Genomic DNA, 21,356 nt, shown 5'->3' with positions numbered 1-21,356 from the left:
CGACCTTGCCAAGGTCGAGGTAAGCCCGTCCGGAGAAGGGTTGATGTGGGAGGAGTTGGATGCAGACCTGAGTGTTGCAGGTGTGGTTGAAACCATAGTGGGCAGCAGTCGTTGGATGCGGCTACTGGGGCGTAGCGGAGGCGCGTCGCGAAGTCCGGCGAAAGCTCGCGCAGCGCGGGCCAACGGGGCAAAGGGAGGCCGCCCGAAAGTAAGGCCGTAGCGCGGAGACCATGCCAAAACAGGACACAGATCGCGAACGCCGAATAATCGAGGAGATCGTCGTTGACGCTTATGGCGCCGAGGAACGGGCGATGAGTTGGTACAATTACCTCCACGAGCAGCTCCGCTTTCCGTTCACCGCGACCTGTATCGCTAAGCGGTCAATCTCTCCGCTCCGGGTGAACGACGAAATCGATGTCATTCGGATGCCCGCCGAGGATGTCTGTGCGCACGAGATATTTGTTACGATCCGGTGGGAGAAGAGGAGTCTGGCGGTGCCGCTGGCTCAACTCAAGCCCATCCCTGCCACCGATTCCCAGACAACCCGGGCGGTCGCGGATTGGCACTATTGGGTCCGGATGCGATACGAATTCTGAGGATCACCAGCGCGATATCGACTCGGCGACGGGAATTACTTCTCTCCTGGTTTCCCCGTTGGTCGTAGCTCCACACCTTCGGGAAGGTGTCAGAACGTCAAACCAACAGACGCTCAACCTTGAAAACCTAAGCCGCTTAGGTTATACTGGAAACTCGTGGCCACGATACAAATAGGCGGAGTGCGCTTCAAAGTGTATCCGCAGGACCATACGCCTCGACATGTGCATGGTCTCTACCAGGGAATCGAGGTCGTTTTCGATTTGAATGAGAATGCAACTGTGACTCTGGCCAATCGAAAGGATGCAGTACAGCCAGGGAAAGCGAAACGAAATCAGGTGCGACACATTCTGGATTTGGCAGCTGACAACTTTGATATGCTAGTCGCGGCATGGGAGGCAATGCACCGATGACAAAGCTCAGAACCGCACACGTGAGGACAAGTGCCAAGGTATTGGCAAACGACGCTCAGATCGAGAAGGCGATTGCACAAGCCAGGAGTCAGGAAGAGCGGGGCATTCGGGTCATAAAGGCGAAGTATCGTGCCCGGGGAGATCATGTCGTTCTGCTGCTCTCAACTGGTATCGAAGTGGCCATTCCGCGCGCCCTGATACAAGGCCTTGAAGGCAGGAAGCCCGAAGAACTGGGTCAAATCGAGATCGAAGGACCCGGATCAGGCTTGCATTGGCCGGCGCTTGGGATTGACCATTACGTTCCGGCGCTGCTAGGCGGGGTCTTCGGTACGCGCCGCTGGATGGCAGAAGTGGGTAAGAAGGGCGGGAGTGCGCGAAGTTCGGCGAAAGCAGCTGCCTCGAGGCGGAACGGGCGCCGTGGGGGTCGGCCTCGCAAGCCCTCCGCGACGCGGGCGGCTTGAGCCTCAGAGTTCGAGTCCACCCGATGGATATGAATTCTGAGGACGACCCGCCCGGTATCGAATCGGCGCTCGCTGAACAGGAGGCGCGTGTAGCACGGCTGGACCACGAGTTAGCCGAAGCTCGAGCGCACCTGCTGGATCTGCGTGAACGGCAGGCCGTCGCGCTGGGGGTGCGTCCTTCAGTACCAGCACCGTCGCCGCCGGGGACATCATCCCGACTGAGCGTTCCAGAGAAAATCTCCCGGTTTCGCACGCTCTTTCGTGGCCGCGAAGACGTCTATCCGAAGTTCTGGCACAACCCGAAACTCAATCGGTCGGGCTATGCCCCGGCGTGCGCCAACGAATGGTTCCGGGGCGTTCGCGAGAAGCCACTGCTCCGGGGCGGAGACGCTCTGAATCGTGAGTTTCTCCCTGTCACGGATCGCGTGATTGAAGATCACCTGCGCGGCCGGCACACCATCGGCGTATACCCGCTGCTGACGGACGACACGTGCTGGTTCCTCGCGGCCGACTTCGATGACGACGGCTGGCGCGATGATGTAGCGGCCTTTGCGGAGACGTGTCGGACTTTCGGTCTTGAGCCGTCAGTCGAGCGGTCGCGCTCCGGGAGGGGTGCGCATGTGTGGTTTTTTTTCTCCAGTCCGGTGCCCGCTCGCACCGCGCGCACCGTGGGCTGCTTTCTGATTACCGAGACGATGGTGCGCCGGCACCAGCTCCGGCTCACGTCGTACGACCGGCTCTTCCCGAATCAGGACACCCTACCCAAAGGCGGCTTCGGAAACCTGATCGCGCTGCCGTTGCAACGCAGCGCAGCCGAACAGGGCAACACACTCTTCCTCAACGATCGGTGGGAACCGCAGGCCGATCAATGGGAATATCTCGCGTCAGTTGAGCGACATACGGCTGCCGCGCTCGAGCTCCTCGCCCGAGAGGCGGAGAAAAGCGGACGCATCCTCGGCGTACGGGCCGTCCGCGAGACGGACACACAGCCGGAGGATCAACCATGGGAACTCGCTCCATCGCCGATGGAGTCGCAATCGCGTCGCCTCACGGATCCCGTCCCCGAATGCGTCGCCGCAGTGATCGCCCAGCGACTCTTCGTTCCCCTGGTTGGGCTACCCTCGTCACTCATCACGCAGATCAAGCAACTGGCGGCGTTCCAGAACCCCGAATTCTACCAGAAGCAGCGACTGCGCCTCTCAACCCACGACACACCACGGATTGTCAGCTGCGCCGAGGAACTCCCCGCGCATATCTCACTTCCCCGCGGTTGCCTGGACGATTTGCAGGCATTGCTAGCGAGTTATGGCGTGGCGCTGGTCGTCGAAGACCGGCGCACTGATGGCGCCGCAGCCGATGTGCGCTTCACCGGCACGTTGAGCGCAGAACAGGCGCAAGCCGTCGAGACTCTCGCTTTGACCGACACCGGCGTTCTGGTGGCACCGCCGGGTTCGGGGAAAACCGTCATTGCCATCGCATTACTCGCGCGGCGCGGGCGGAATGCGCTCGTGCTGGTTCATCGCAGACCGCTAGTCGATCAGTGGGTCTCGCGCATTGCTGCCTTCACCGGGCTCCAGAGTCGCGACATCGGGCAGATCACGTCGGGAAAGCGACATGTCACCGGCGCGATCGACGTCGCCACGGTCCAGAGCCTGGTGCGGAATGGAGTCGTCGACGATCTGGTGGCATCGTACGGAACAGTGATCGTCGACGAGTGCCATCACGTCGCGGCGGTCTCCATTGAGCGCGTGCTCTCTCACGTATGGGCACGCTATATCCTTGGGTTGACCGCTACGCCAACGCGGCGCGATGGATTGCACCCCATCGTGCACATGCAGCTCGGGCCGGTGCGACACGTCATCGGCACCGGGGCGGCTTTGCGCGGACGACTGTCACATCGTCTGATCGTTCGTGACACACCGTTCGCCGCCGGCCTCACCGAGCAGAGCATCCAGGAGCTGTACGCCGCTCTCGGCGCATCCGAGGCACGCAACGATCTGCTGTTCGACGATATCCTGTGTGCTCTCGAAGTGGGGCGCTCGCCACTTGTCCTCACAGAGCGACGCGATCACCTGGAGTATCTGGCCAACCGGCTTCGGCCATTCACGCGGCATCTGGTAGTCATGCACGGGGGCACTGGTACGAAGGTGCGACGGGAAGTCATGCGCCAGTTGGCGGATATTCCACCGGACGAAGAACGGCTGGTGCTCGCAACCGGCCGCTATCTTGGCGAAGGATTCGACGACGCACGGCTCGATTCGCTCTTCCTCGCCATGCCCTTCGCGTGGAGAGGAACGTTGGTGCAATATGCCGGACGACTCCACCGGGCATATGCCGGGAAGCGGGAGGTGCATGTCTACGACTACGTGGATCGGGCGATTCCGGTGCTGGTGCGGATGTTCGAGAAGCGGCTGCGCGGATACCGTGCTATCGGGTACCAGATGGATCTGTAGCGTTCGCACGCGCGGCTGCTTCGCGCGCCGCGAGTAAAACAATTCGGGTGACGATGGGCGGAGCTTTGTTCGCGATCAACCACTATCGTCGGGCGGTTCGCACGAGACGCGCCGAGTGGCTCTCCTCGCTGCACGAGAAGTTCTTTGAAACGGACCGATACGCTCACGTGCGCCGAATATTGGATTACCACGAAGATCCCGCGTACACTGAGCTTCAAGAGGCCGTGACAGCGGGCAAATACCTCCCGGTTGTCGACGAGTTTTTCAGGTATCTGAATTTCTTTGAACTCTTGGCAAGCCTGGGGCAACTCCGCCAGATTTCTGATAACGAAATCCTCAGCAAACCAACTTGCTGGCTTCGAACTGATGGCACTGCCGATTTTCGTCTATGGAACGCTTAAGCGCTCCACCAGGCGTTCTCCTCATGCTCTCATGCGCAACGCGCAATTTGTTGACGTTGCGTCAATGTCTGGAATGCTCTACGACCTGGGCCGCTACCCGGGCGTCTATCGAGAAAGGTCCGCGGGCAATCGCGTCTTCGGTGAGCTGTACGCTTTTCCGGAGAAGACCACTGACCGCTCGCTCGAGACGTTGGACAGATACGAGGGTCCGGAGTTTACCCGGAAGCGAGTGTATGTGACTCTGCGCGGTGGTAGGCGACGGGCAGCCTGGACATATCTGCTTCGCAATCAGCCCGGTAAATCCGCGCGACCGGTTACTTCTGGGCGATACCAGTTGAAACGCGGCGCTACCTGAAGGAGGCCCCTTCTGGCCATGAAAATTCTTCACACTCTTAAGTCTGCCGTCCGACGCTCACCCGCCTCGACCTTCTCTGGATGGCGTTCAGCCAGCCACGCTCGGACCTTGTCTCGCAGCGTGGTTGCTATCAAGTAGACCTCTTTGACCAACCAGCTCCGCAAGGTCATTTTCCGTCCCCAGTAACATGATCTTTGGTCGTTCCATAACACGGCGAACGAAATATTCGCGGTGCGAATACTTGGACCTTAGTTCTTCGGGCGTATAGATCGTGGGATTTATTTCGCGGCCGAGCTGGCGTTGAAGGCGTCGCAATCGGGGCAACAACTTGGTCAACGTGATCCGACCAACTACTACGAGATCGATGTCGCTTGCCGGCCTCTGGCTCCCAGACGCCACCGATCCGTAGATATCAGATGGCTTCACTATGTTGGGGGTTGGCATGTAACCAATTTGGTTACGTTGCAGGTGTGCTTGAAGCCATAGTGGGCAGCAGTCGTTGGATGCGGCTACTGGGGCGTAGCGGAGGCGCGTCGCGAAGTCCGGCGAAAGCTCGCGCAGCGCGGGCCAACGGGGCAAAGGGAGGCCGCCCGAAAGTAAGGCCTTAGCGATCGCGTGGAATTTCCGGCCACCAATCCCTCGTCCCCCGTGGGACGCCGCGCGATACTGTACTCACGCGCCTGAGTATGATATATTCAACGACATGAGTAAAAAATCAGTGGTAGCATCCAGGGTTGGGAACGCGAAATCCAAAGTTCGGATTCAGCTTGACCTGCCCGTCCACGAAGCCGTGGCGCTCGACGCGATTCGAGATCGCCTTGCCCTCAAGTCGAGGGCGGATGCAGTGCGTGCTGCGCTCGCGGTGGTGGAATGGATGCAGGCCGAGACTGAGGTCGGTCACCGCGTACTGGCAGTGGGACCCGACCATATCTCCTATTTGAGCCTCCCCGGGCTCACCAGACCACAACGCCAGCCGTAATCGCGAGGTAAAGCAGATGCAAAGTTCGGGCGGCAGCGGCGGGGACCCAACAGGGTTCTCGACATTCCTGAAAGAATCCGCGAGACTTCAGCGGCAGAACCAGTCGGAAGGCCGAGGCTACATTCCCACGAAATTCCTCAGGCGGCTGTCTGACGGACCGCACCTGGCCCGCGACCTGGCAGTCGAGGAAGAGATAGATGTCCGGGAGTTTGCGGTGCTCATCGACAACATGCTCGATGCCGGGCTCATACATATCTCTACGTCGCCTAAAGGGGAGGTCATTGATCTTTCCCCGGAAGGGCAGCGGCTACTGTCGGACTATCAATTCACCCGTTGAGCGATGGGCATCAACTGGCAGCTTCTGATCGACTTCGGCCTCGTGGCGGCGTTTGGAGGACTCATCGGGGCAGGGGAGCTCGTCTCGCGCTATCGTGACGCCCCGGTGAGTGCCGTAAATACAACTCCGGGATGGATCTATATCGCTCTCAACGCCGCTGCGGCCGCTTTTGTCCTGAGCCTGATACGGGCATTCGACTGGAAATTCGGGCTCGGCAGCGGCGCCTCGCCGGAAGCCATACGCTGGACGCAATTGGTCACCGCCGGATTCGGAGCCATGGCTGTGTTCCGAAGTTCGCTCTTCACGGTCCGGGTAGGCAATCAGGATGTCAGCGTGGGGCCGGCCAGCTTTCTCCAGCTCGCTCTGACCGCGGCCGACCGCGAAGTGGATCGCCACCGCGGGGGCGCTCGCTCGACAGCCGTATCAAAGCTCATGGGTGACGTCTCCTTTACCAAGGCCGCTGTTGCGTTGCCGGCCTTATGTCTCGCGCTTATGCAGAACCTGCCGCAGGACCAACAGCAGTCGCTTGCAAGAACCATCAACGACATTCGCGGCCTCCAGAATCTGAGTGACGAAGTGAAGGTGAGTCTCCTGGGACTTGCTCTTCTCAATGTCGTGGGAGAGGACGTGCTTCGGAGTGCGGTGAAGGATTTCAGGAACCAGCTCGCTGTGGCGAAGAGTATTCAGATAGACCCCGATCCGGTTCCCAGCCTTTCAGTGGGCCTCTATCAGCTTCTTACAGTCACGGCGACCGATGCAACCGGCGCCACCGTGCCGTTGCACGGAATTACATGGGCGACGGACAATCCAGCAACACTTTCCGTGCTGCCCGATGGAACCCTGCATGCCGTCGCTCCGGGCACGGCACGGGTTACGGCGAAACTCGATGGCGTAGAAAAACGATTTCATTGCACTGTCGTTTAGGCCACAACGGTAACGATGCCCCAGAGAGGTCTCACCGTCGCCGCACCTGCTGCGCGGAGGCACCATGCGCCACAAGCTGTTTCTGGTTCACGGAATGGGCGTCTACGACGGCGACACCTGGGCCAAGGAAGTCAAAAAGGTCCTGGTCGCCGCGTACAAGAAATACCCCAAGCTCGCCGCCATCCCCTTCGACACCCAGTTCGAGATCGAGATGGTCCACTACGATCCGATCTTTCAGGAGATCGTCTCGCGGTGGCAGACAGACGCCAGGGAAATACAACCTCTGGCGATGGACGTCGGCGCAAGCCAGGCGGCACAGCTCGTCGGATGGCTCAGGACCGCCGGCAAGAAGGATGGGAACTTCATCTGGACGCATGCAGCCGACGTGCTTCTCTACCGTCTGTCCGCAACGGTTCGCGAGCGCGTCAAAGTTCACGTCGCAAAACAAATCGTCGACGGCATAAGCAAACAGTACAAGAAAGAGCAGCAGTCTCTCTGGTCAGTCATCGGGCATTCTCTGGGGACGGCGGTGGCGCACGATGCGCTCGACATGCTCGCTACGGGGGTCGTGCCGGGAACCGACATCAGCGCTTTCGACCCGCGCATCGAACAGGCTCAGTCGATCACGATGATCGCCAACACCAGCCGGGTGCTCGAGACGAAAGTGGTCGACGTCTACAAATCTGCGGTGCAGCCGGGCAAGGCAGGACAGGAAGGAAGGGATTGCCTCCGCTACGTGAACATCCGGCATTTCCTCGACCCGTTCACGATACCGCGAATGTTTCGGCCACAAAGCTGGCCCGACGATGCAACAGTGGCCGCGCGACGATACCAGTACTGCGAAGTCACGCATGTGCACAAGGTAAACGTCCACGACGTCTGCCACTATCTCATCAACCCACAGGCGCACATACCGCTATTCCGCGCGCTGGCTGGTGAAACGACGATCACGAAGACTGAGGAGAAAGCAGCAATCGAATCGTTTCCTCAGTTTGACGGTTTGAGCCCGGAAGCAGCCGCACGGATCAAGAAGGATCTGGCAGCGATTTCTCCAAGCTCCGGCGAAAGCTGGCCGGCGCTGAAGAATCTTTGGGATGAGTTGAACGCGCTCCTCGAAATGGCGGGGGAAGCATGAGAATACTGCTTCGCATCGGCTTGCTTCTCTCTGTTCTGATATTTGCCCCGCGTCTGTCAGCACAGGATCAATGCGGAGCGAGAGACGACCAGCCTCGCACCTCCGAAGACGCCTTGATGAAGCTGCACGAGCTTCGCGTCGTCGATTGTCTCGGGGGAAGCAGTTGCACTGTCGCGCTATGCATGCAGTTCGCTACCTGGCTTCAGGCTCCAGACGGCCGAGGGGCGCTCGAGATGCTGACTGCAATCCGCAACTCGGCTGCAAAGACCGGCAACAGCGCCAACCTGCAGAACCTTGTAGAACGGACAGACGCCTGGATCGAAGTCGTAAGGGCGGACGCTCTGGCCAAATCCGAACCGGCGCAGTGGCAGTACGAGATCGCTCGGGGAGGCCTGTTTCTCGACACACCATATGCGATCCCGCTGGACTCGAGCGTTGACGTACGCTGCCAGGCGGCAGTCGATGCCTGCTCCGCTGCATTCCAGGAAGCTGTCGAGATCATCACCGATGCAACCCTGGTACGGCGGCTCAATGGACAACTGCTGACGCCCCAACGTGACGCGCTCGTCAAGTACGTGGCGGCGCTGGATAAACGCTGGGAAAACTACTTTAACAAAACGCCAAGCCAGTTCCCATGGGAGCTTGCGGTCAACAGTGCGCTTTATCAGAGACACGAGAGAAGAGGCTATAACGAGCCCCCGCGATCGCAATGGATACTGCTGCATCCTGCCCTGGCCTACGAATACACCGACAAGACGTCAGATCGATTCAGGAGCGCTCTGGCCCTCGAGACTGTCGGATACGTCTACAGAAATGTTGGAGTTGCAGCGATTGTGGCCTGGGCTGACCGACAAGAAGGTGCAAAGGCAGGGTACGGCGCCGCGGTTCACTGGGGAAACAAGGCGATGATCGCCGCTGTCCACCATCCGCGTTCATCGCGCACATCGGTCCTGATAAGCCCGCAACTCGAGAAACTGGTCACATCCAGTGCAAAGAAAGTGCGAGAGATCTTCACGAGATTTCCATACTATTAGAGCCATCTTCTCTGCCTGGCCGGGTGTCGCCCCGGCATTTCGGTCGAGGCAGACTTACACGCGAGGAACAAGACGATGGACGCACTGCTCAGCGCTCTCACGGTGATTCACGTCGTCACGGCCATCCTCATGGTATGGCCATTCTATGCGCTGGTCATCGTCAACCAGCGCGCGGCCCTGGGACCTCCGCTTGGAGACCGGGCGGACACATACCTCGAGAACATCATCAAGAACCGCACGAATCCCTGTCTCGTCTTTCAGGCTACCGCACTCATCACGGGGCTCGCCCTGGTTCTGCTGAACGGCATGGGGTGGGAGAGCTTCGTCACCGTTCCGGCACTGGGACTGAAGCTCCTGCTCCTCGTGGTGATCGCGGGACTTCTGCTCTACGTCCGTGTCGGCATGCAGCCCAAAATCGATGCCCTGTTTGCGCAGGCCGGTAGTCCGATCCCCGTGGAGGTTGGTGCCCGGATTGGAAACCTGCGCTTGCGGCGCAAGCGCTTCGCGGCCGTCTGCATGTTCATCGTGTTGACGATCTCCATCCTTGGCGTGCAGGTGCGGGCTCCCTTCCCGTGGTGGCTGACGATAGTGCTCGTCGTCGCCACCGGGGCCTTCACCTGGCGGGCCTACAAGAGCGTCACACCGTATGGATGGGCGTAGAGCCGCCATGTCCGCGGTTCTGGGGCGCGCGGCCGCTCAGCATCTGGCGACATCGCCCGCGCGCAACTATTAACATCAGCATCATCTGACTGCGGCGGTTCGCCCCGGAGGCGTGTATGCACGACGATGCTCTTCCCCTTCCCTCGATTCTAGCGGAGCGCTACGAGATCGTGCGTCGCATTGGCCGCGGCGGGATGGCGACCGTGTACCTGGCCCGCGACCGGAAGCACGACCGGGACGTCGCCGTCAAGATCCTCCACCCCGAGCTCGCGCAGAGTCTGGGCGCCGATCGGTTCCTGCGCGAGATCAACATCGCCGCGCAGCTCACGCACCCGCACATCCTCCCGCTGCACGACTCGGGTGAGACCGCCGGCCTCCTCTACTTCGTGATGCCGTTCGTGGTCGGCGAGTCGCTGCGCGACCGGCTCACGCGCGAGAAACAGCTTCCGATGGATGACGCGCTCCGCATCACCTGTCAGGTAGCGAGCGCACTCGACTACGCGCACCGGCACAACGTCCTGCATCGCGACATCAAGCCCGAGAACATCCTGCTGGAAGACGGGCACGCGGTGCTCGCCGATTTCGGGATCGCGCGGGCGATCGGAAGCGCCTCCGAGGGACAACTCACGGCCACGGGGATGACGCTGGGCACGCCGGCGTACATGAGCCCGGAGCAGTCAGCCGGCGAGCAGTCGCTGGACGGCCGCTCCGATCTCTACAGTCTGGCCTCCGTGCTTCACGAGATGCTCGCGGGCGAGCCGCCGTTCACTGGCCCGACGGCGCAGACGATAATCGCGAAGCGGCTGAGCGGGTCTCCACCCCGGATTCGCACGGTGCGCCCGTCGATACCGGCGGCGGTGGAGGAAGCACTACTGCGGGCGCTCGATCCCGTGCCGGCCGACCGCTACGCCACTGCGGAGCAGTTCCGCGCGGCGCTCGCCGCGTGCTCGCAGGAGAGCGGCGAGCGATACGCAGATTCCACCGCGCGCGGCACGGTGTCGGGGGTGCGCGGCGGATCGAGGTTCGTGCGTTTCGGCTCTCGCCGCGCAAAGGCATTCGCCGCGATCGTGATGCTGCTGGTGTTGTTCGGCGCCTGGTGGCGCTTCGGAGACTTGCTCCGCGGCGGCGGCCCGGTGCAAACGCTCGCCGTGCTGCCGCTCACGAACGCCTCCGGCGACGCCGAGTTCGCATATCTCGCCGATGGGCTCACCGATGCGCTGATCGCCGACCTGGTGCGCATTCCGGGCGTGCGGGTGATCTCCGGCACCTCGATCATGCGGTACGCGAGCGCCTCCGTCGGTGGGACGGACATGGGCGGGATGGGAAAGGCCGCGATGACTTCCGACATGAGCGGCGGGACGGGAAAGGCCGCGATGCCCTCCGAAACGAGCGGCGGGATGGCTGCGATGGGCCCGCCCAAGACACTCCCGGAGATCGCCCGCGAGCTGCACGCGGACCTGGTAGTTCAGGGGAGCCTCACGCGCACGGGCGACAGCGTGCGAGTGTCGGCCACTCTCGTGAGGGCCGCCACGCAGCAGAATCTCTGGACCGGCAAGTATGTCCGGCACGTGCGCGAGCTGTTCTTGCTCCAGCAGGAGCTGAAGACCGCGATCGTGCGCGTTGTCACTCGCGGCGCTGGCGGGCGCGGCGTTGCGGGGCGCGACGTCAAGGCGGCCGCGGAGCGGGCGAGTGATCCCGCCGCGCACGAGGCGTACCTGAAGGGCGTCTACTACCAGGCGCACTGGAAGCTCCCTCAGGCGATCGAGGCATTCGAGCGCGCGGTGGCGATCGATCCCTCGCACGCCCCCGCGCAGGCGGGGCTATCACGCGCCTACTACTTCCTGGCGTTCTTCGGCGACATTCCGCCGGGGATCGCCTTCGCCAAGATGCGCCGGGCCGCGACGACGGCGCTCGAGCAGGACTCGCTATTGGCCGAAGCGCACGGCCAGATGGCGTTGGTGAAGATGCTCCAGGAGTGGGACTGGGCCGGCGCCGAACAGGAGTTCCGCCGCGCGCTCGAGCTGAGCCCCGGCCACGCGCAGATCCATCACGACTACGCACACTTTCTGCTCGCACAGGGGCGGCAGCGCGAATCGGTTGATGAGACGGCGAAGGCGGTCGCGCTGGATCCCGCCAATCCGATGCTCACGTCCTGCATGGGATGGCACAGTCTCTTCAACCACGAGTACAAACAGGCGCTCGCCTACGCCGCGGAGGCGGACGCAATGATGCCCGCCGAGTGGGCGCAGGTGGTGCGCGGCTGGGCGCTGCTCGGCGAGGGGAGGCCGGACTCGGCGCTGCTCGCGTTCGCCGAGGGCACGCGCCTGAGCACGGGCGCGTTCACCGCTGCGGCGCTGGCGAACGGGCTGGCGGTCACGGGGCACACGGCGGAGTCGCGGCGAGTGCTGGGCAAGCTGCTCGTGCGGGCGCAGAACGAGTACGTCTCCCCCTACGACATCGCCACCGTCTACGCCGGGCTCGGTGACGGCGACGAGACCTTCAGGTGGCTGCGCCGCGCGGCGGAGGAGCGTTCGACGTTCATCGTGCATCTCGGGTGGGACTCGCGCTTCGACAAGATGCGCGGTGACCCGCGATACCGCGGGCTGGTCGAGCACGAGCTGAAGCTCGGCGTGTCGGTGCGCACGGTGGCCGCCGCGCCGATCGCGAGCGGCCAGACGGCGGAGCGGCGGCGCCTGCAGTGACCCGCTACCCGTTACCCGTTACCCGTTACCCGCTACTACGTGGATCGCGCAGTGCCTGTCCTCGCCAGGATGTTCGAGAAGCGCCAGCGCGGGTACCGTGCCATGGGATACAGCGTAGGCCCGTAGCGGCACCTCCGCCCTCTCTCGATGCGATTATGTGTGGACTGTCCTTTCAGCTTCAGCAACTTTCTCCGGCAACGAACCAGCACCGGGTCCACTCTGAATTCCTGAAAAACGCCAGCAGCATCGTGCCCACCTTCGCGCGCCCGGCCGACGAAGGATGCGTTCCATCGCTGCCGAAGTCGGCGCGCTCCCACTGCAGTCCGTCGGATCTCGCTTTCATCCCGTCAGCCCAGGGATACGCGCCCCACGCTATCCATGGGGCGACAGTGTTGTAGTCGAGGTCGCCGGCCCGCATATTAACGACGCTTCCGCGCTGCACCTGGTCAATCTGTGCCTGGATCAGCCACTTCACCGCGAAGCCCGATTCGTACGCGTACGGCTCAGGATTCAGAGTGGATGTCGCATATCCGGCATAGGTGCGGCTCGTGATGAAAACCTGCTGAAGGTTGGGATATCTCACCTTCAGCGCGCGCACGATCGAGCCAAGTCGCGTCTCGAGCGCATAGGCATCTGCATCGGAGTCGGGCAGCAGCCGCGTGGGACCGGCGTCGGCCTGCTTGAGCCAAACGACCTGAACCTGGCGCTCTGTGACACCGAGTCTGCTCAGTCGCTGATCTCGGACTTCATTGAACGTCTGCGCCGATGGAGAGATCCAGTTCTGCGCGTCGCGGCCGCCCTGGGCTCCATTGACGATGACGAGAGTGGACTTGTTGACTGTCGGATCGGCGACCGCCTGACCCATGAACGTCTCGCTCAGGCAGTTGACCGTGATGTCGGCGCCACAGAATTCCTGGGATGTGTTCGACATTCCGATGGAAAGCAGGACGTACTTTCCTGTGGGGCTCGGATTTCCGTTCGCGTCGAGTGGCCGGATATTCTTCGCGCGCGCCGTTCCGACAGCGGAGTGAGCGGCAGGCGCGCTGTTGCTTCCGTTCGGATAAAGTCCTCCGCGAAATCCTTTGTACGTCCCGCCTCCCAGATCGTTCAATGCGACCTCGACGGTGTCATTGCCGTTCGAGGGCGGGAGATTCGTGTCTGACCAGGGGCCCGCAGAGCTGGCGCCGTTGCACGCGAGGGCCACAAGGAGAAGGAGGACTCGCGAGAGCCTGATGGTTTCCGGGATCATCGAAGCGTTCACGGCTTGTATCGTCATGTTTGGATAGACGCGCGCAACCGTCGAAGGTTAGCGCGCCTGCCACACAATTCTCCGCTCGACCGCAGATAGCTCGATCAATCGACTTATCGCGATCGTGCGCCGCCACGATTTGATTTCACTCGCGGCCTTCGGTAGTCGCGCGGCCCCCCGATCGCCGGCGATGTTGAAAACAGTCGCTACAAGACCGTTGTCAACTTCAGGAGGAATCACTCATGAGCAACACCGCAACCTCGACGGAGCACTCCTTCGACTCAGTTCTCGAGCTGCTCGATCAGTTCCACCAGCGCGCGACGTACGGGGCAGTTGCCGGCGTCGTTGACACATCGCCGCGATCGCTGATGACAGGCCGCCCTCGCGATCAGAAGCACTCGTGGATCGTGAGCCGGCAGAACGGACAGCCCACCGGATACCCTTCGGACCAGATCCATCCGGAGATAGGATCACGCGATCGGATACTGCGTAGTCCGGACGAGCTCAGGAGCTGGGTGGCGGATCCGACCTGATCATCGGGGGATGAACCTCCCGGACATCGGGGAATGGCCACAAGGTCCTTGAATCGCTTTACCGTCGGCCGATCATCAACGTGAAGGCGGTGAAGGACATTACCGGGACTTCATTCCCGGCAGCCAACGAACTTGTGAGCCGCCTGACTCGCTTAGGTATCCTGAAGGAAATAACGATGCAGCGGAGAAATCGCTCATTTCGCTACGAGCAATACGTCGAGATGTTCGCGTGACTAAGTGGCGGGACACGCGGCATATCCGCACGCCTTCGAGCTCCAGAACGCCAACCCGGCCGAGAGTCGAATGACCCGCACTGCCGGCACCGTGCACGTAGCGGTCGTGCAGGCCGAGGTCTCGAGTGATCTCGCTGAGGGTCTGGCGAGGACGGCGCGGCGCTGTCGCGTGTCGCGAAAGAGACGGGCGTCGTGGTCGTCGTCGGCGCTGTCGAGAGAGTAACGGCCGGCCCCGGGCGCGGAACGCTGTTCAACGCGCTGCTTACATATGGTAGTGATGGCCAGTTGCTCAATCATCATCGCAAGCTCATTCCAACCTACACCGAGCGGCTCGTCTGGGGGCAGGGAGACACCGACGGCCTGCGCGCGGTTGAAACTCCGGTTGCCCGTATCGGTGGGCTCGTATGCTGGGAGCACTGGATGCCGCTCGCGCGTCAGGCCCTCCACGACAGCGGAGAAGACATTCACGTGGCGGTCTGGCCGACTGTCCACGAGATGCATCAGATCGCCAGTCGCCATTACGCGTTCGAGGGACGCTGCTATGTCCTCGCCGCCGGTTAGGCGGAGCCTCTCACGTTCACAATCACGAAACAGCAGGAGTTTGAGCGACTCAGAGGTCTCATGTCCTGCGCTTTCGGAAATACCGAGCGTTCGGAAGCCCTTTGAAATCCTCATCCTGCGTCCACACGACCGCATCGAGCTGGCGTGCGGTAGCGTACACGATGCTGTCTGCGAGTGGGAGCTTGTGCTCCGTTCCCACGACGGCGGCCGCCAGTGCCAGCTCGCCATCCAGATTCACGACTCGGCCCTGCTGCATGACGGCTATCGCCTGCAAGGCGTCGCCCTCCCCGCGCTGTCTCGCGACAACCTTGAACACTTCGGTGAGGCAGATCGTCGGAACGACAAGCCCTGCGGTATCCTCGATCGCGCCAGCGAATGCATGCGCGCCCGGCTCGTCGGCGAAATAAGCGAGCCATGCAGATGAGTCCACGACGTTGAGCTTCGCCTTCGTCATGGCTAAATCCGGTCGGATTCCCGCTTGACGCGCGTGTCGAGTCCCTTGAGGAACCCGCGCATGCTCTTCGCGGACCGTACCGGGATCAGCTCCACGCGGTCCTCGAAAGCGATCGCCTGCACTTTCTGTCCCGCCTCGATCTGCAGCTTTTCACGGATTGCCCGGGGGATCACGACCTGGAACTTTGGGCTGACAGTTACCGTTTCCATGTATCGAACTCCTTGATGTAATACCAATATAGTATCGATCATGAAATGGTACAACAGACGGTTACCACGCCTTCACCGTCCCGTGCGCTCCCTCACCTTGTCCGGCGGACGCGGAGGAAGAACATGCCGCTTCGCTCCCATCTGCCGCACGACTTCCTGAACCGCGCGCTCCAGCTGCGGATCCTTGCCGGCAAGCACCGATGCGGCGTCGTTCTCCACCTCGATGTCGGGATCAACTCCGTAGCCCTCGATGATCCACTGACCTTCGACGCTCGCCAGCGCTGACGTCGGAACATTCACGTTGCCGCCATCAATCAGCGGAACGCCTCCGGTGATCCCGACCACCCCGCCCCACGAACGCTTGCCGACGAGCGGACCCAGCTTCGCCTGGCGGAACATCGCCGGGAAGATGTCACCGTCCGATGCCGAATACTCATCGAGTATCGCCGCCATCGGGCCGACGAAAACCTGGTCAGGGTAGGTCTGTGGAAGCTCGTTGTCGCGCGAGTAGTTGATGCCCAGCAACTCGCGACGAAGACGCTCGATCAGCATCCGGGAGACATTGCCGCCGCCATTCGCGCGAACGTCCACCACCAGTCCTTCCTTGTTGATCTGCGGATAGTACCACTTGACGAATTCCCGCAGTCCGTTCGCGCCCATGTCCGGGATGTGAATGTACGCGACCTTTCCACCGCTGAGCTGCGCCACACGCTTCTGGTTGGCGAGCACCATGTCGAGGTAGCCGAGATCGCCCTCGGTGGTGATCGGGCGATAGCTGACCTGGCGCGAAGCAGTTCCCTGAGCGTCCGAGCTCAATGTGAGAGTGACTGGACGGTCGGCTTTCCCGCGCAGCAGCCGATACGGATCATCGCTCCCGCGAAGATCCTCTCCATCAATCGCCATGACGTAGTCGCCGACCTTCGCGTTCACACCGATCTCCGTCAGCGGCGATCGGTAGTTGGGCTCTTCGTTTTGCCCTGTATAGATCTTTGAGATGCGATAGCGGTTGCGCGCAGAGTCGAGCGTGAACACGGCTCCCGCCAGCGCGACAGGGACGCGCGCCTGCTGCTGCCAGTCGCCACCGGCTATGTACGTGTGCTGCACGGAGAGCTCGGCGATCATCTCCTGAATGACGTAGTTGAGATCGGCGCGGTGCGCGACGTATTGAACGAGCGGCTTGTACTGATCGTGCAGTGCCTGCCAGTTGTAGCCGTGCATGTTCTTCACATAGAAGTAGTCGCGATAGCGGCGCCATACTTCGTCAAATATCTGGTTCCATTCATCCTTCGGCACACGATCCACCACGAGTCCGTCGGTGGAAACGCCCTTCCTCGACGCGACTGCGTTCGCCCCCACGTCATACACGCCATAACCGCCCGCCTGCACCATGACTTTTTTCATGTCGGCCGAGAATGCGTATGACGGCGCATTGTCGAGGAGAACCTGGGTCTTCCGGTCCTTCAGCGTAAAGGTGCTGAGCACGGGCTTCCGCTCGCTGCTGCGGCCGTAGTACCTGGCGCCCTGAACGGCGTAGATCAGCTGGTCTTTCGTCGCGACGACATCGCTGATATTGTCGGCTTCGACAGGGACTCGCGCGACACGCGTCTCGATCCCATCAAAATCAATTCTGATCTCGGCTCGCGCCGGCGCGACCGAGTCCTTTCCGGTGGCGGCGGGAGCCGGAGCAGCGGCCGGCGCAGGAGCAGCGGCACCTGGCACACCTGGCCGCGCCTTCGACGCCGTGTCAATCGTGACTTCGTCGCTCTCCATTGGGAATGGCTGCTTCACATCCTTCCGGAGCGCGAGCGCGAAGATGCCTGTCGTACGGGCGGTCGCGAAGTTGAACTCAGCTTGTGAGATCTGAGGCTGGTAGTCGCGATCGCTCAGGAAGTAGATGAAGTTCCCGGCGGGATCCCAGGCGGGGCTGTACTCGTTGAATACGTCGCCGGTGACTCTTCGCACGCGGCCGTCGGAGGCGGTCCAGACGTAAATGGACTGGCTCGTGCGGTCGGAGTCGGTCATGCTCCACGCGAGATTGTTCCCGGATGGCGACCACGCATTGTCGGACAGGCCGCCCTGCATGTCCTTGGCGATCTCTTTCAGGTTTCTGTCCGCGACACGCAGCACGAACAACCTTCCGTCCTTTTCCCTGAACGCGATGTGCGATCCATCGGCCGACCAGCGCGGACTGAAGCGCTGGGCATGCCCTCCGGTGGTGAGTTGCACCGGCTTCGACTGGCCGTCCTGCGCAACTGAGTAGATCTCCTCCTCTCCACTCAAGTCGGAGATGAACGCTATCCGCGTTCCGTCGGGCGACCACGCCGGCTCCCTGTCATGCGCGCCGGATGAGTGAGTGAGATTGCGCGTATAGCCACGCTCGATCGGCACGGTGAAAATGTCGCCCCGCGCGGCGAAGACTGCCCGCTCGCCCTTCGGGCTGAGCGCGAACCGTTCCACCTGGCCGGCGGCAGATACTCGCGATGGCCTGGTGTTGACACCATCGTCGAAGACGGTGACGTGAATCGGGGTCGTCTGGCCAGTTTTCGTGTCGAAGATGGAAAGCTCGCCCGCCATCTCATAGATGATGCGTCCCGTTTCCGGATCAGCGCTCGGCCACCGCACATCCCATGTCGTGCTGTGGGTGAGCTGACTCGTCGCGCCCGAGGCGACGTCGTACGAGTACAGATTGAACGTCCCGTCCCTGTCGGAGTTGTAATAGATCTTGCCCCCGATCCACATCGCATCACGCTCGGCGCGCGGGCCCTTGGTGATGGTTTTCGCCGAGTTGCCGGCGAAGTCGAAGATGGCGAGATAGTTGGCCTGGCCGCCGCCGTAGCGTTTCTCGGGACGGAAATCGCGGAACACTTTCGAATAAACGATGCGCTTGCCGTCGGGGGCATAGGCGCCCGATCCAGCGAGCGGCATCGGAAGAGGAACCGCGGAACCTCCAGCCGCGCTCACCGTGAAGAGGCGGGTCTGCCCCAGCGACCACGACCAGCGCGATGCGCGGAAGAGAATCCGCGAACCATCATTCGTCCATCCGTACACCTGGTTGTCGTAACCCCAGCGTTCCGCACGCGGCCCGCCCGACGGGTAGTACGTCAACTGCTTCGGTGAGCCGGCCGTTGACGGGACGACGTAGACCTGCTCGTCTCCATCGTACTGCCCGGTGAACGCGATCCATTTACCGTCGGGAGAGAACTTCGCGAACAGCTCCAGCCCGGGGTGAGTGGTGAGCCGAGTGGCCGTTCCGCCGCTGGTCGAGGCGGTCCAGAGATCGCCGCCGTATGTAAACGTGATGCGGTCGCCATGAATTCCCGGAAAGCGCAGCAGTTTCGTTTGCGCGAGAGCCGGATGGGCGACTGACAGCGCAGCGAAGCACGTGACGATGCGAGCGATTGAATTACGCATTCGGAAAAGAGGAGTGGGGTAGCGGGACGGAGCAGGATTGAGCGGGGGAAAAATGCGCTATCCCACGTAGCATCGCCACGGATGACCCGCTGCGGTAGCTGGCGGCCGTGACGAATAGCGCCGCAATGCCTATTATTGGCGCTTCACTGTATGCTAAAGGACTAATTGAGCTTTCTGTGGCGACGAGCGTCGGAGATGTGTTGACGGGCTTTAGCGAATGATCTATCGGTGGCTCGCCGACGCGGTCGTCGTTGCGCATCTGAGTTTTGTCGTATTCGTCGTACTCGGCGGGTTCCTGCTGCGGCGGTGGCCAAAGGTCATCTACGCGCACCTCCCGATGGCGGTGTGGGGAGTGTTGATAGAGTTCGCGGGCTGGATATGTCCGTTGACTCCGTTGGAGAACGCCTTTCGCGCGCGCGGTGGGCAGGCGGGATATGAGGGCGGTTTCATCGACCACTACATCATTCCCGTCCTTTATCCCCTTGGTCTGAGCAGGAACACCCAGGTGGTGTTCGGCATCCTCGTGCTTACCGTCAACGCGATCGCATATTTTCTGTTTGTTCGCCGTCGCACATGACTCTTCTCAGATGGACCCCCGATCGTCCCCATACGGTGAGGTCATGTTCGTCGCGCTGGACGCCTGACCGAATCCGCGCTACCTGGGCGTATTGATCCCGAGTGCGTTCAATCTCCCGGTCTGCATCTCGAGCCTTCTCCTGAACCCGTCCCACTCAATCAGACCAGCTTGAGTCCACCCCACCTCCGCGACTGCAATCAATCGCGGGAACGCCATGAACTCGAAGTCCTCGGACTTCACCAACGTTTCCGACCAGAGCGGCGCCTCCACACCCAGGACCGCACTCTCGGGCACTCCCGGTATGAATGTCGCCGGGTTCCAATCGTAGGCAGTCCTCACCGAGTTGAATCCCGCCCAGTTCAGGCCGAGGATGGTCGAGCTGTCGTATTTCTGATCGAGGTACACCTTTATGCCGGGGGACAGAATGACTTTCCCGCCTCTCGCCGCGTGCACGGCTGAAGAATCCTTTTTCCAGTTCTGAACTACTGTAGTCGGGGAGAGTTGCGCAGGCGCTATCTCACCCCACCCGATCATCTGCTTGCCGTTCGCATTCACGATTCCCTGCATCCGCTCGATGAATCGGCGATACTGTTCGGTCGTCAGTGTCTTTACCTCGTCACCGCCGATGTGGAACCAGGACCCCGGTGTGAGCGCCGAGATCTCACGGACCACGTCTTCCAGGACGGGATAGATCGCGGCGCTGTCCACGCATAGCGCGCTGAATCCCACGCGAATGCCGGTGTAGGGCGGCGGCGATACCTTGTTGCAGTTCAGCTCCGGATATGACGCGAGGGCAGCATTCGTGTGACCCGGCATGTCGATCTCGGGCACGATCGTGATGAAGCGGCTCGCCGCGTATGCGACAATGTCCATGTACTCGGCCTGCGTGTAATAGCCGCCTCGGCCGCCACCTACCTGCGTGCTGCCGCCGATCTTCGCGAGGTTGGGGCGTGACTGGATCTCGATGCGCCAGCCCTGATCGTCCGACAGGTGCAGGTGGAGACGATTGAGCTTGTAGAGCGCCAGCAGATCGATGAAGCGCTCGATGTCCCTGACGCCGAGGAAGTGACGCGAGACGTCGAGCATCATGCCGCGCCACTCGAAGCGTGAAGCATCTACCACCCGGCCTGCGGGCATGGTCAGCTGGTGTCTCAGAGCCGCGGGATGCTCGATGGACACGGGGAGCAATTGCCGAAGGGTTTGAACGCCGTGAAAGAGACCGGCAGCGGTGCGAGCAGTGATGTTCACTGCGGCGGGTGTGATGGTCAGCTCGTACCCTTCCGCTCCAACCACAGCGTTCGCGGAATCGATCCCGAGATGGATCGCCCCACCCGGCAGAGGAGTACCCGAAGCGATCCTTCGCACCTCCGGCTTGATGGCAGGTGCGAGCATCGTCGCCAGGTAAGTCGCGACTCCTTCGACCGGCGTGCCGGCGCCTTCGTCGATGTAGACCGTGCTCAGTGTATCGATAACGAATGACTGAGTGGGATCGAGCTGAATCGAAGACGGAAGCGGGATGATGCTGTGCCGCTCTTCTCGCGCGACAGGCAAGGGCGCTGTTCCCGGTGGGCGAGAAGTGCAACCGACAACCGCCAACACGGTGAACGGCAGAGCGCGCCGAAAGCTGGATGAGCGCATGCCGGAGTATCCTTGAGAAGTCATTCTGAATAAGCTACCTCGT

19 protein-coding genes are annotated in these 21,356 nt (G+C 61.6%); 13 read left to right on the top strand and 6 right to left on the bottom strand.

Annotated elements, in window-relative coordinates:
• The first annotated feature begins 230 nt into the window (after window positions 1-230).
• The 3 genes from Q7S20_06485 (at window position 231) to Q7S20_06475 (ending at window position 4,322) form a co-directional block, all read left to right on the top strand.
• Window positions 231-596, top strand: a complete 366-nt coding sequence (locus Q7S20_06485) for a calcium-binding protein (protein ID MDO8501471.1) — start codon at window positions 231-233, stop codon at window positions 594-596.
• A gap of 901 nt (window positions 597-1,497) precedes the next feature.
• Complete coding sequence (locus Q7S20_06480) at window positions 1,498-3,921, top strand: DEAD/DEAH box helicase family protein (GenBank protein MDO8501470.1); 2,424 nt, start codon at window positions 1,498-1,500, stop codon at window positions 3,919-3,921.
• Window positions 3,922-3,968: 47 nt separating this feature from the next.
• Complete coding sequence (locus Q7S20_06475; GenBank protein ID MDO8501469.1) at window positions 3,969-4,322, top strand: hypothetical protein; 354 nt, start codon at window positions 3,969-3,971, stop codon at window positions 4,320-4,322.
• Window positions 4,323-5,392: 1,070 nt separating this feature from the next.
• Here Q7S20_06475 and Q7S20_06470 read toward each other — a convergent pair.
• Window positions 5,393-5,605, bottom strand: coding sequence for a hypothetical protein (locus Q7S20_06470; protein ID MDO8501468.1), 213 nt, complete (start codon window positions 5,603-5,605; stop codon window positions 5,393-5,395).
• A gap of 67 nt (window positions 5,606-5,672) precedes the next feature.
• Here Q7S20_06470 and Q7S20_06465 point away from each other — a divergent pair, with 67 nt between their 5' ends.
• The 6 genes from Q7S20_06465 to Q7S20_06440 all read left to right on the top strand — a co-directional run bounded on the left by Q7S20_06465 (window position 5,673) and on the right by Q7S20_06440 (window position 12,448).
• Entirely contained in the window at window positions 5,673-5,993 is a 321-nt protein-coding gene (locus tag Q7S20_06465; GenBank protein MDO8501467.1) for a hypothetical protein, read from the top strand.
• 3 nt (window positions 5,994-5,996) lie between these two features.
• On the top strand, window positions 5,997-6,917 hold the full coding sequence (locus Q7S20_06460) for an Ig-like domain-containing protein (protein MDO8501466.1): 921 nt from the start codon (window positions 5,997-5,999) through the stop codon (window positions 6,915-6,917).
• A 64-nt stretch (window positions 6,918-6,981) separates the two neighbouring features.
• A complete protein-coding gene (locus tag Q7S20_06455) occupies window positions 6,982-8,052 on the top strand; it encodes a hypothetical protein (protein ID MDO8501465.1) in 1,071 nt (356 codons plus the stop codon).
• A 233-nt stretch (window positions 8,053-8,285) separates the two neighbouring features.
• Window positions 8,286-9,086 carry a hypothetical protein gene (locus Q7S20_06450; protein MDO8501464.1) on the top strand — a complete coding sequence of 267 codons (801 nt, stop codon included), beginning with the start codon at window positions 8,286-8,288 and terminating at the stop codon, window positions 9,084-9,086.
• Window positions 9,087-9,161: 75 nt separating this feature from the next.
• Entirely contained in the window at window positions 9,162-9,746 is a 585-nt protein-coding gene (locus Q7S20_06445) for a hypothetical protein (protein MDO8501463.1), read from the top strand.
• Between the two features lie 116 nt (window positions 9,747-9,862).
• Window positions 9,863-12,448 carry a protein kinase gene (locus tag Q7S20_06440; protein MDO8501462.1) on the top strand — a complete coding sequence of 862 codons (2,586 nt, stop codon included), beginning with the start codon at window positions 9,863-9,865 and terminating at the stop codon, window positions 12,446-12,448.
• Window positions 12,449-12,626: 178 nt separating this feature from the next.
• Here the strand turns inward: Q7S20_06440 and Q7S20_06435 are convergent, their stop codons facing one another.
• Window positions 12,627-13,724, bottom strand: a complete 1,098-nt coding sequence (locus Q7S20_06435; protein ID MDO8501461.1) for a hypothetical protein — start codon at window positions 13,722-13,724, stop codon at window positions 12,627-12,629.
• Window positions 13,725-13,939: 215 nt separating this feature from the next.
• Here Q7S20_06435 and Q7S20_06430 point away from each other — a divergent pair, with 215 nt between their 5' ends.
• The 3 genes from Q7S20_06430 to Q7S20_06420 all read left to right on the top strand — a co-directional run bounded on the left by Q7S20_06430 (window position 13,940) and on the right by Q7S20_06420 (window position 15,024).
• The gene (locus Q7S20_06430; GenBank protein MDO8501460.1) at window positions 13,940-14,230 is read left to right on the top strand and encodes a hypothetical protein; all 291 of its coding nucleotides are present in this window, start codon (window positions 13,940-13,942) and stop codon (window positions 14,228-14,230) included.
• A 303-nt stretch (window positions 14,231-14,533) separates the two neighbouring features.
• On the top strand, window positions 14,534-14,686 hold the full coding sequence (locus tag Q7S20_06425) for a hypothetical protein (protein MDO8501459.1): 153 nt from the start codon (window positions 14,534-14,536) through the stop codon (window positions 14,684-14,686).
• The gene (locus tag Q7S20_06420; GenBank protein ID MDO8501458.1) at window positions 14,656-15,024 is read left to right on the top strand and encodes a nitrilase-related carbon-nitrogen hydrolase; all 369 of its coding nucleotides are present in this window, start codon (window positions 14,656-14,658) and stop codon (window positions 15,022-15,024) included. Before Q7S20_06425 ends, Q7S20_06420 begins: the two co-directional genes overlap by 31 nt.
• Before the next feature lie 58 nt (window positions 15,025-15,082).
• Here the strand turns inward: Q7S20_06420 and Q7S20_06415 are convergent, their stop codons facing one another.
• The 3 genes from Q7S20_06415 to Q7S20_06405 form a co-directional block, all read right to left on the bottom strand.
• Entirely contained in the window at window positions 15,083-15,478 is a 396-nt protein-coding gene (locus Q7S20_06415) for a type II toxin-antitoxin system VapC family toxin (GenBank protein MDO8501457.1), read from the bottom strand.
• A gap of 2 nt (window positions 15,479-15,480) precedes the next feature.
• The gene (locus tag Q7S20_06410) at window positions 15,481-15,687 is read right to left on the bottom strand and encodes an AbrB/MazE/SpoVT family DNA-binding domain-containing protein (protein MDO8501456.1); all 207 of its coding nucleotides are present in this window, start codon (window positions 15,685-15,687) and stop codon (window positions 15,481-15,483) included.
• Between the two features lie 72 nt (window positions 15,688-15,759).
• The gene (locus Q7S20_06405) at window positions 15,760-19,098 is read right to left on the bottom strand and encodes a S41 family peptidase (protein MDO8501455.1); all 3,339 of its coding nucleotides are present in this window, start codon (window positions 19,096-19,098) and stop codon (window positions 15,760-15,762) included.
• Window positions 19,099-19,315: 217 nt separating this feature from the next.
• Between Q7S20_06405 and Q7S20_06400 the strand changes: the two genes are divergently transcribed.
• Window positions 19,316-19,675: a DUF2784 domain-containing protein gene (locus Q7S20_06400; protein ID MDO8501454.1), complete on the top strand. Its 360-nt coding sequence runs from the start codon at window positions 19,316-19,318 to the stop codon at window positions 19,673-19,675.
• A gap of 78 nt (window positions 19,676-19,753) precedes the next feature.
• On the opposite strand, the gene Q7S20_06395 is transcribed toward Q7S20_06400, so the two are convergent.
• Window positions 19,754-21,226 carry a beta-N-acetylhexosaminidase gene (locus tag Q7S20_06395; GenBank protein ID MDO8501453.1) on the bottom strand — a complete coding sequence of 491 codons (1,473 nt, stop codon included), beginning with the start codon at window positions 21,224-21,226 and terminating at the stop codon, window positions 19,754-19,756.
• Window positions 21,227-21,356: the final 130 nt, after the last annotated feature.

The organism is Gemmatimonadaceae bacterium (assembly GCA_030647905.1).
GTDB lineage: Bacteria > Gemmatimonadota > Gemmatimonadetes > Gemmatimonadales > Gemmatimonadaceae > UBA4720.
The sequence above is the reverse complement of the archived record's forward strand: the minus strand, read 5'-3'. Positions and strand labels throughout refer to the sequence as shown.

Excerpts from the sequence above, each read along its gene's own strand:
- Q7S20_06485 (MDO8501471.1), top strand. The coding sequence starts at position 231 with ATGCCAAAACAGGACACAGATCGCGAACGCCGAATAATCGAGGAGATC.
- Q7S20_06480 (MDO8501470.1), top strand. The coding sequence starts at position 1,498 with ATGAATTCTGAGGACGACCCGCCCGGTATCGAATCGGCGCTCGCTGAA.
- Q7S20_06470 (MDO8501468.1), bottom strand. The coding sequence starts at position 5,605 with ATGGTCGGGTCCCACTGCCAGTACGCGGTGACCGACCTCAGTCTCGGC.
- Q7S20_06465 (MDO8501467.1), top strand. The coding sequence starts at position 5,673 with ATGCAAAGTTCGGGCGGCAGCGGCGGGGACCCAACAGGGTTCTCGACA.
- Q7S20_06460 (MDO8501466.1), top strand. The coding sequence starts at position 5,997 with ATGGGCATCAACTGGCAGCTTCTGATCGACTTCGGCCTCGTGGCGGCG.
- Q7S20_06455 (MDO8501465.1), top strand. The coding sequence starts at position 6,982 with ATGCGCCACAAGCTGTTTCTGGTTCACGGAATGGGCGTCTACGACGGC.
- Q7S20_06450 (MDO8501464.1), top strand. The coding sequence starts at position 8,286 with ATGCTGACTGCAATCCGCAACTCGGCTGCAAAGACCGGCAACAGCGCC.
- Q7S20_06445 (MDO8501463.1), top strand. The coding sequence starts at position 9,162 with ATGGACGCACTGCTCAGCGCTCTCACGGTGATTCACGTCGTCACGGCC.
- Q7S20_06440 (MDO8501462.1), top strand. The coding sequence starts at position 9,863 with ATGCACGACGATGCTCTTCCCCTTCCCTCGATTCTAGCGGAGCGCTAC.
- Q7S20_06435 (MDO8501461.1), bottom strand. The coding sequence starts at position 13,724 with ATGACGATACAAGCCGTGAACGCTTCGATGATCCCGGAAACCATCAGG.
- Q7S20_06430 (MDO8501460.1), top strand. The coding sequence starts at position 13,940 with ATGAGCAACACCGCAACCTCGACGGAGCACTCCTTCGACTCAGTTCTC.
- Q7S20_06425 (MDO8501459.1), top strand. The coding sequence starts at position 14,534 with ATGACCCGCACTGCCGGCACCGTGCACGTAGCGGTCGTGCAGGCCGAG.
- Q7S20_06415 (MDO8501457.1), bottom strand. The coding sequence starts at position 15,478 with ATGACGAAGGCGAAGCTCAACGTCGTGGACTCATCTGCATGGCTCGCT.
- Q7S20_06410 (MDO8501456.1), bottom strand. The coding sequence starts at position 15,687 with ATGGAAACGGTAACTGTCAGCCCAAAGTTCCAGGTCGTGATCCCCCGG.
- Q7S20_06405 (MDO8501455.1), bottom strand. The coding sequence starts at position 19,098 with ATGCGTAATTCAATCGCTCGCATCGTCACGTGCTTCGCTGCGCTGTCA.
- Q7S20_06400 (MDO8501454.1), top strand. The coding sequence starts at position 19,316 with ATGATCTATCGGTGGCTCGCCGACGCGGTCGTCGTTGCGCATCTGAGT.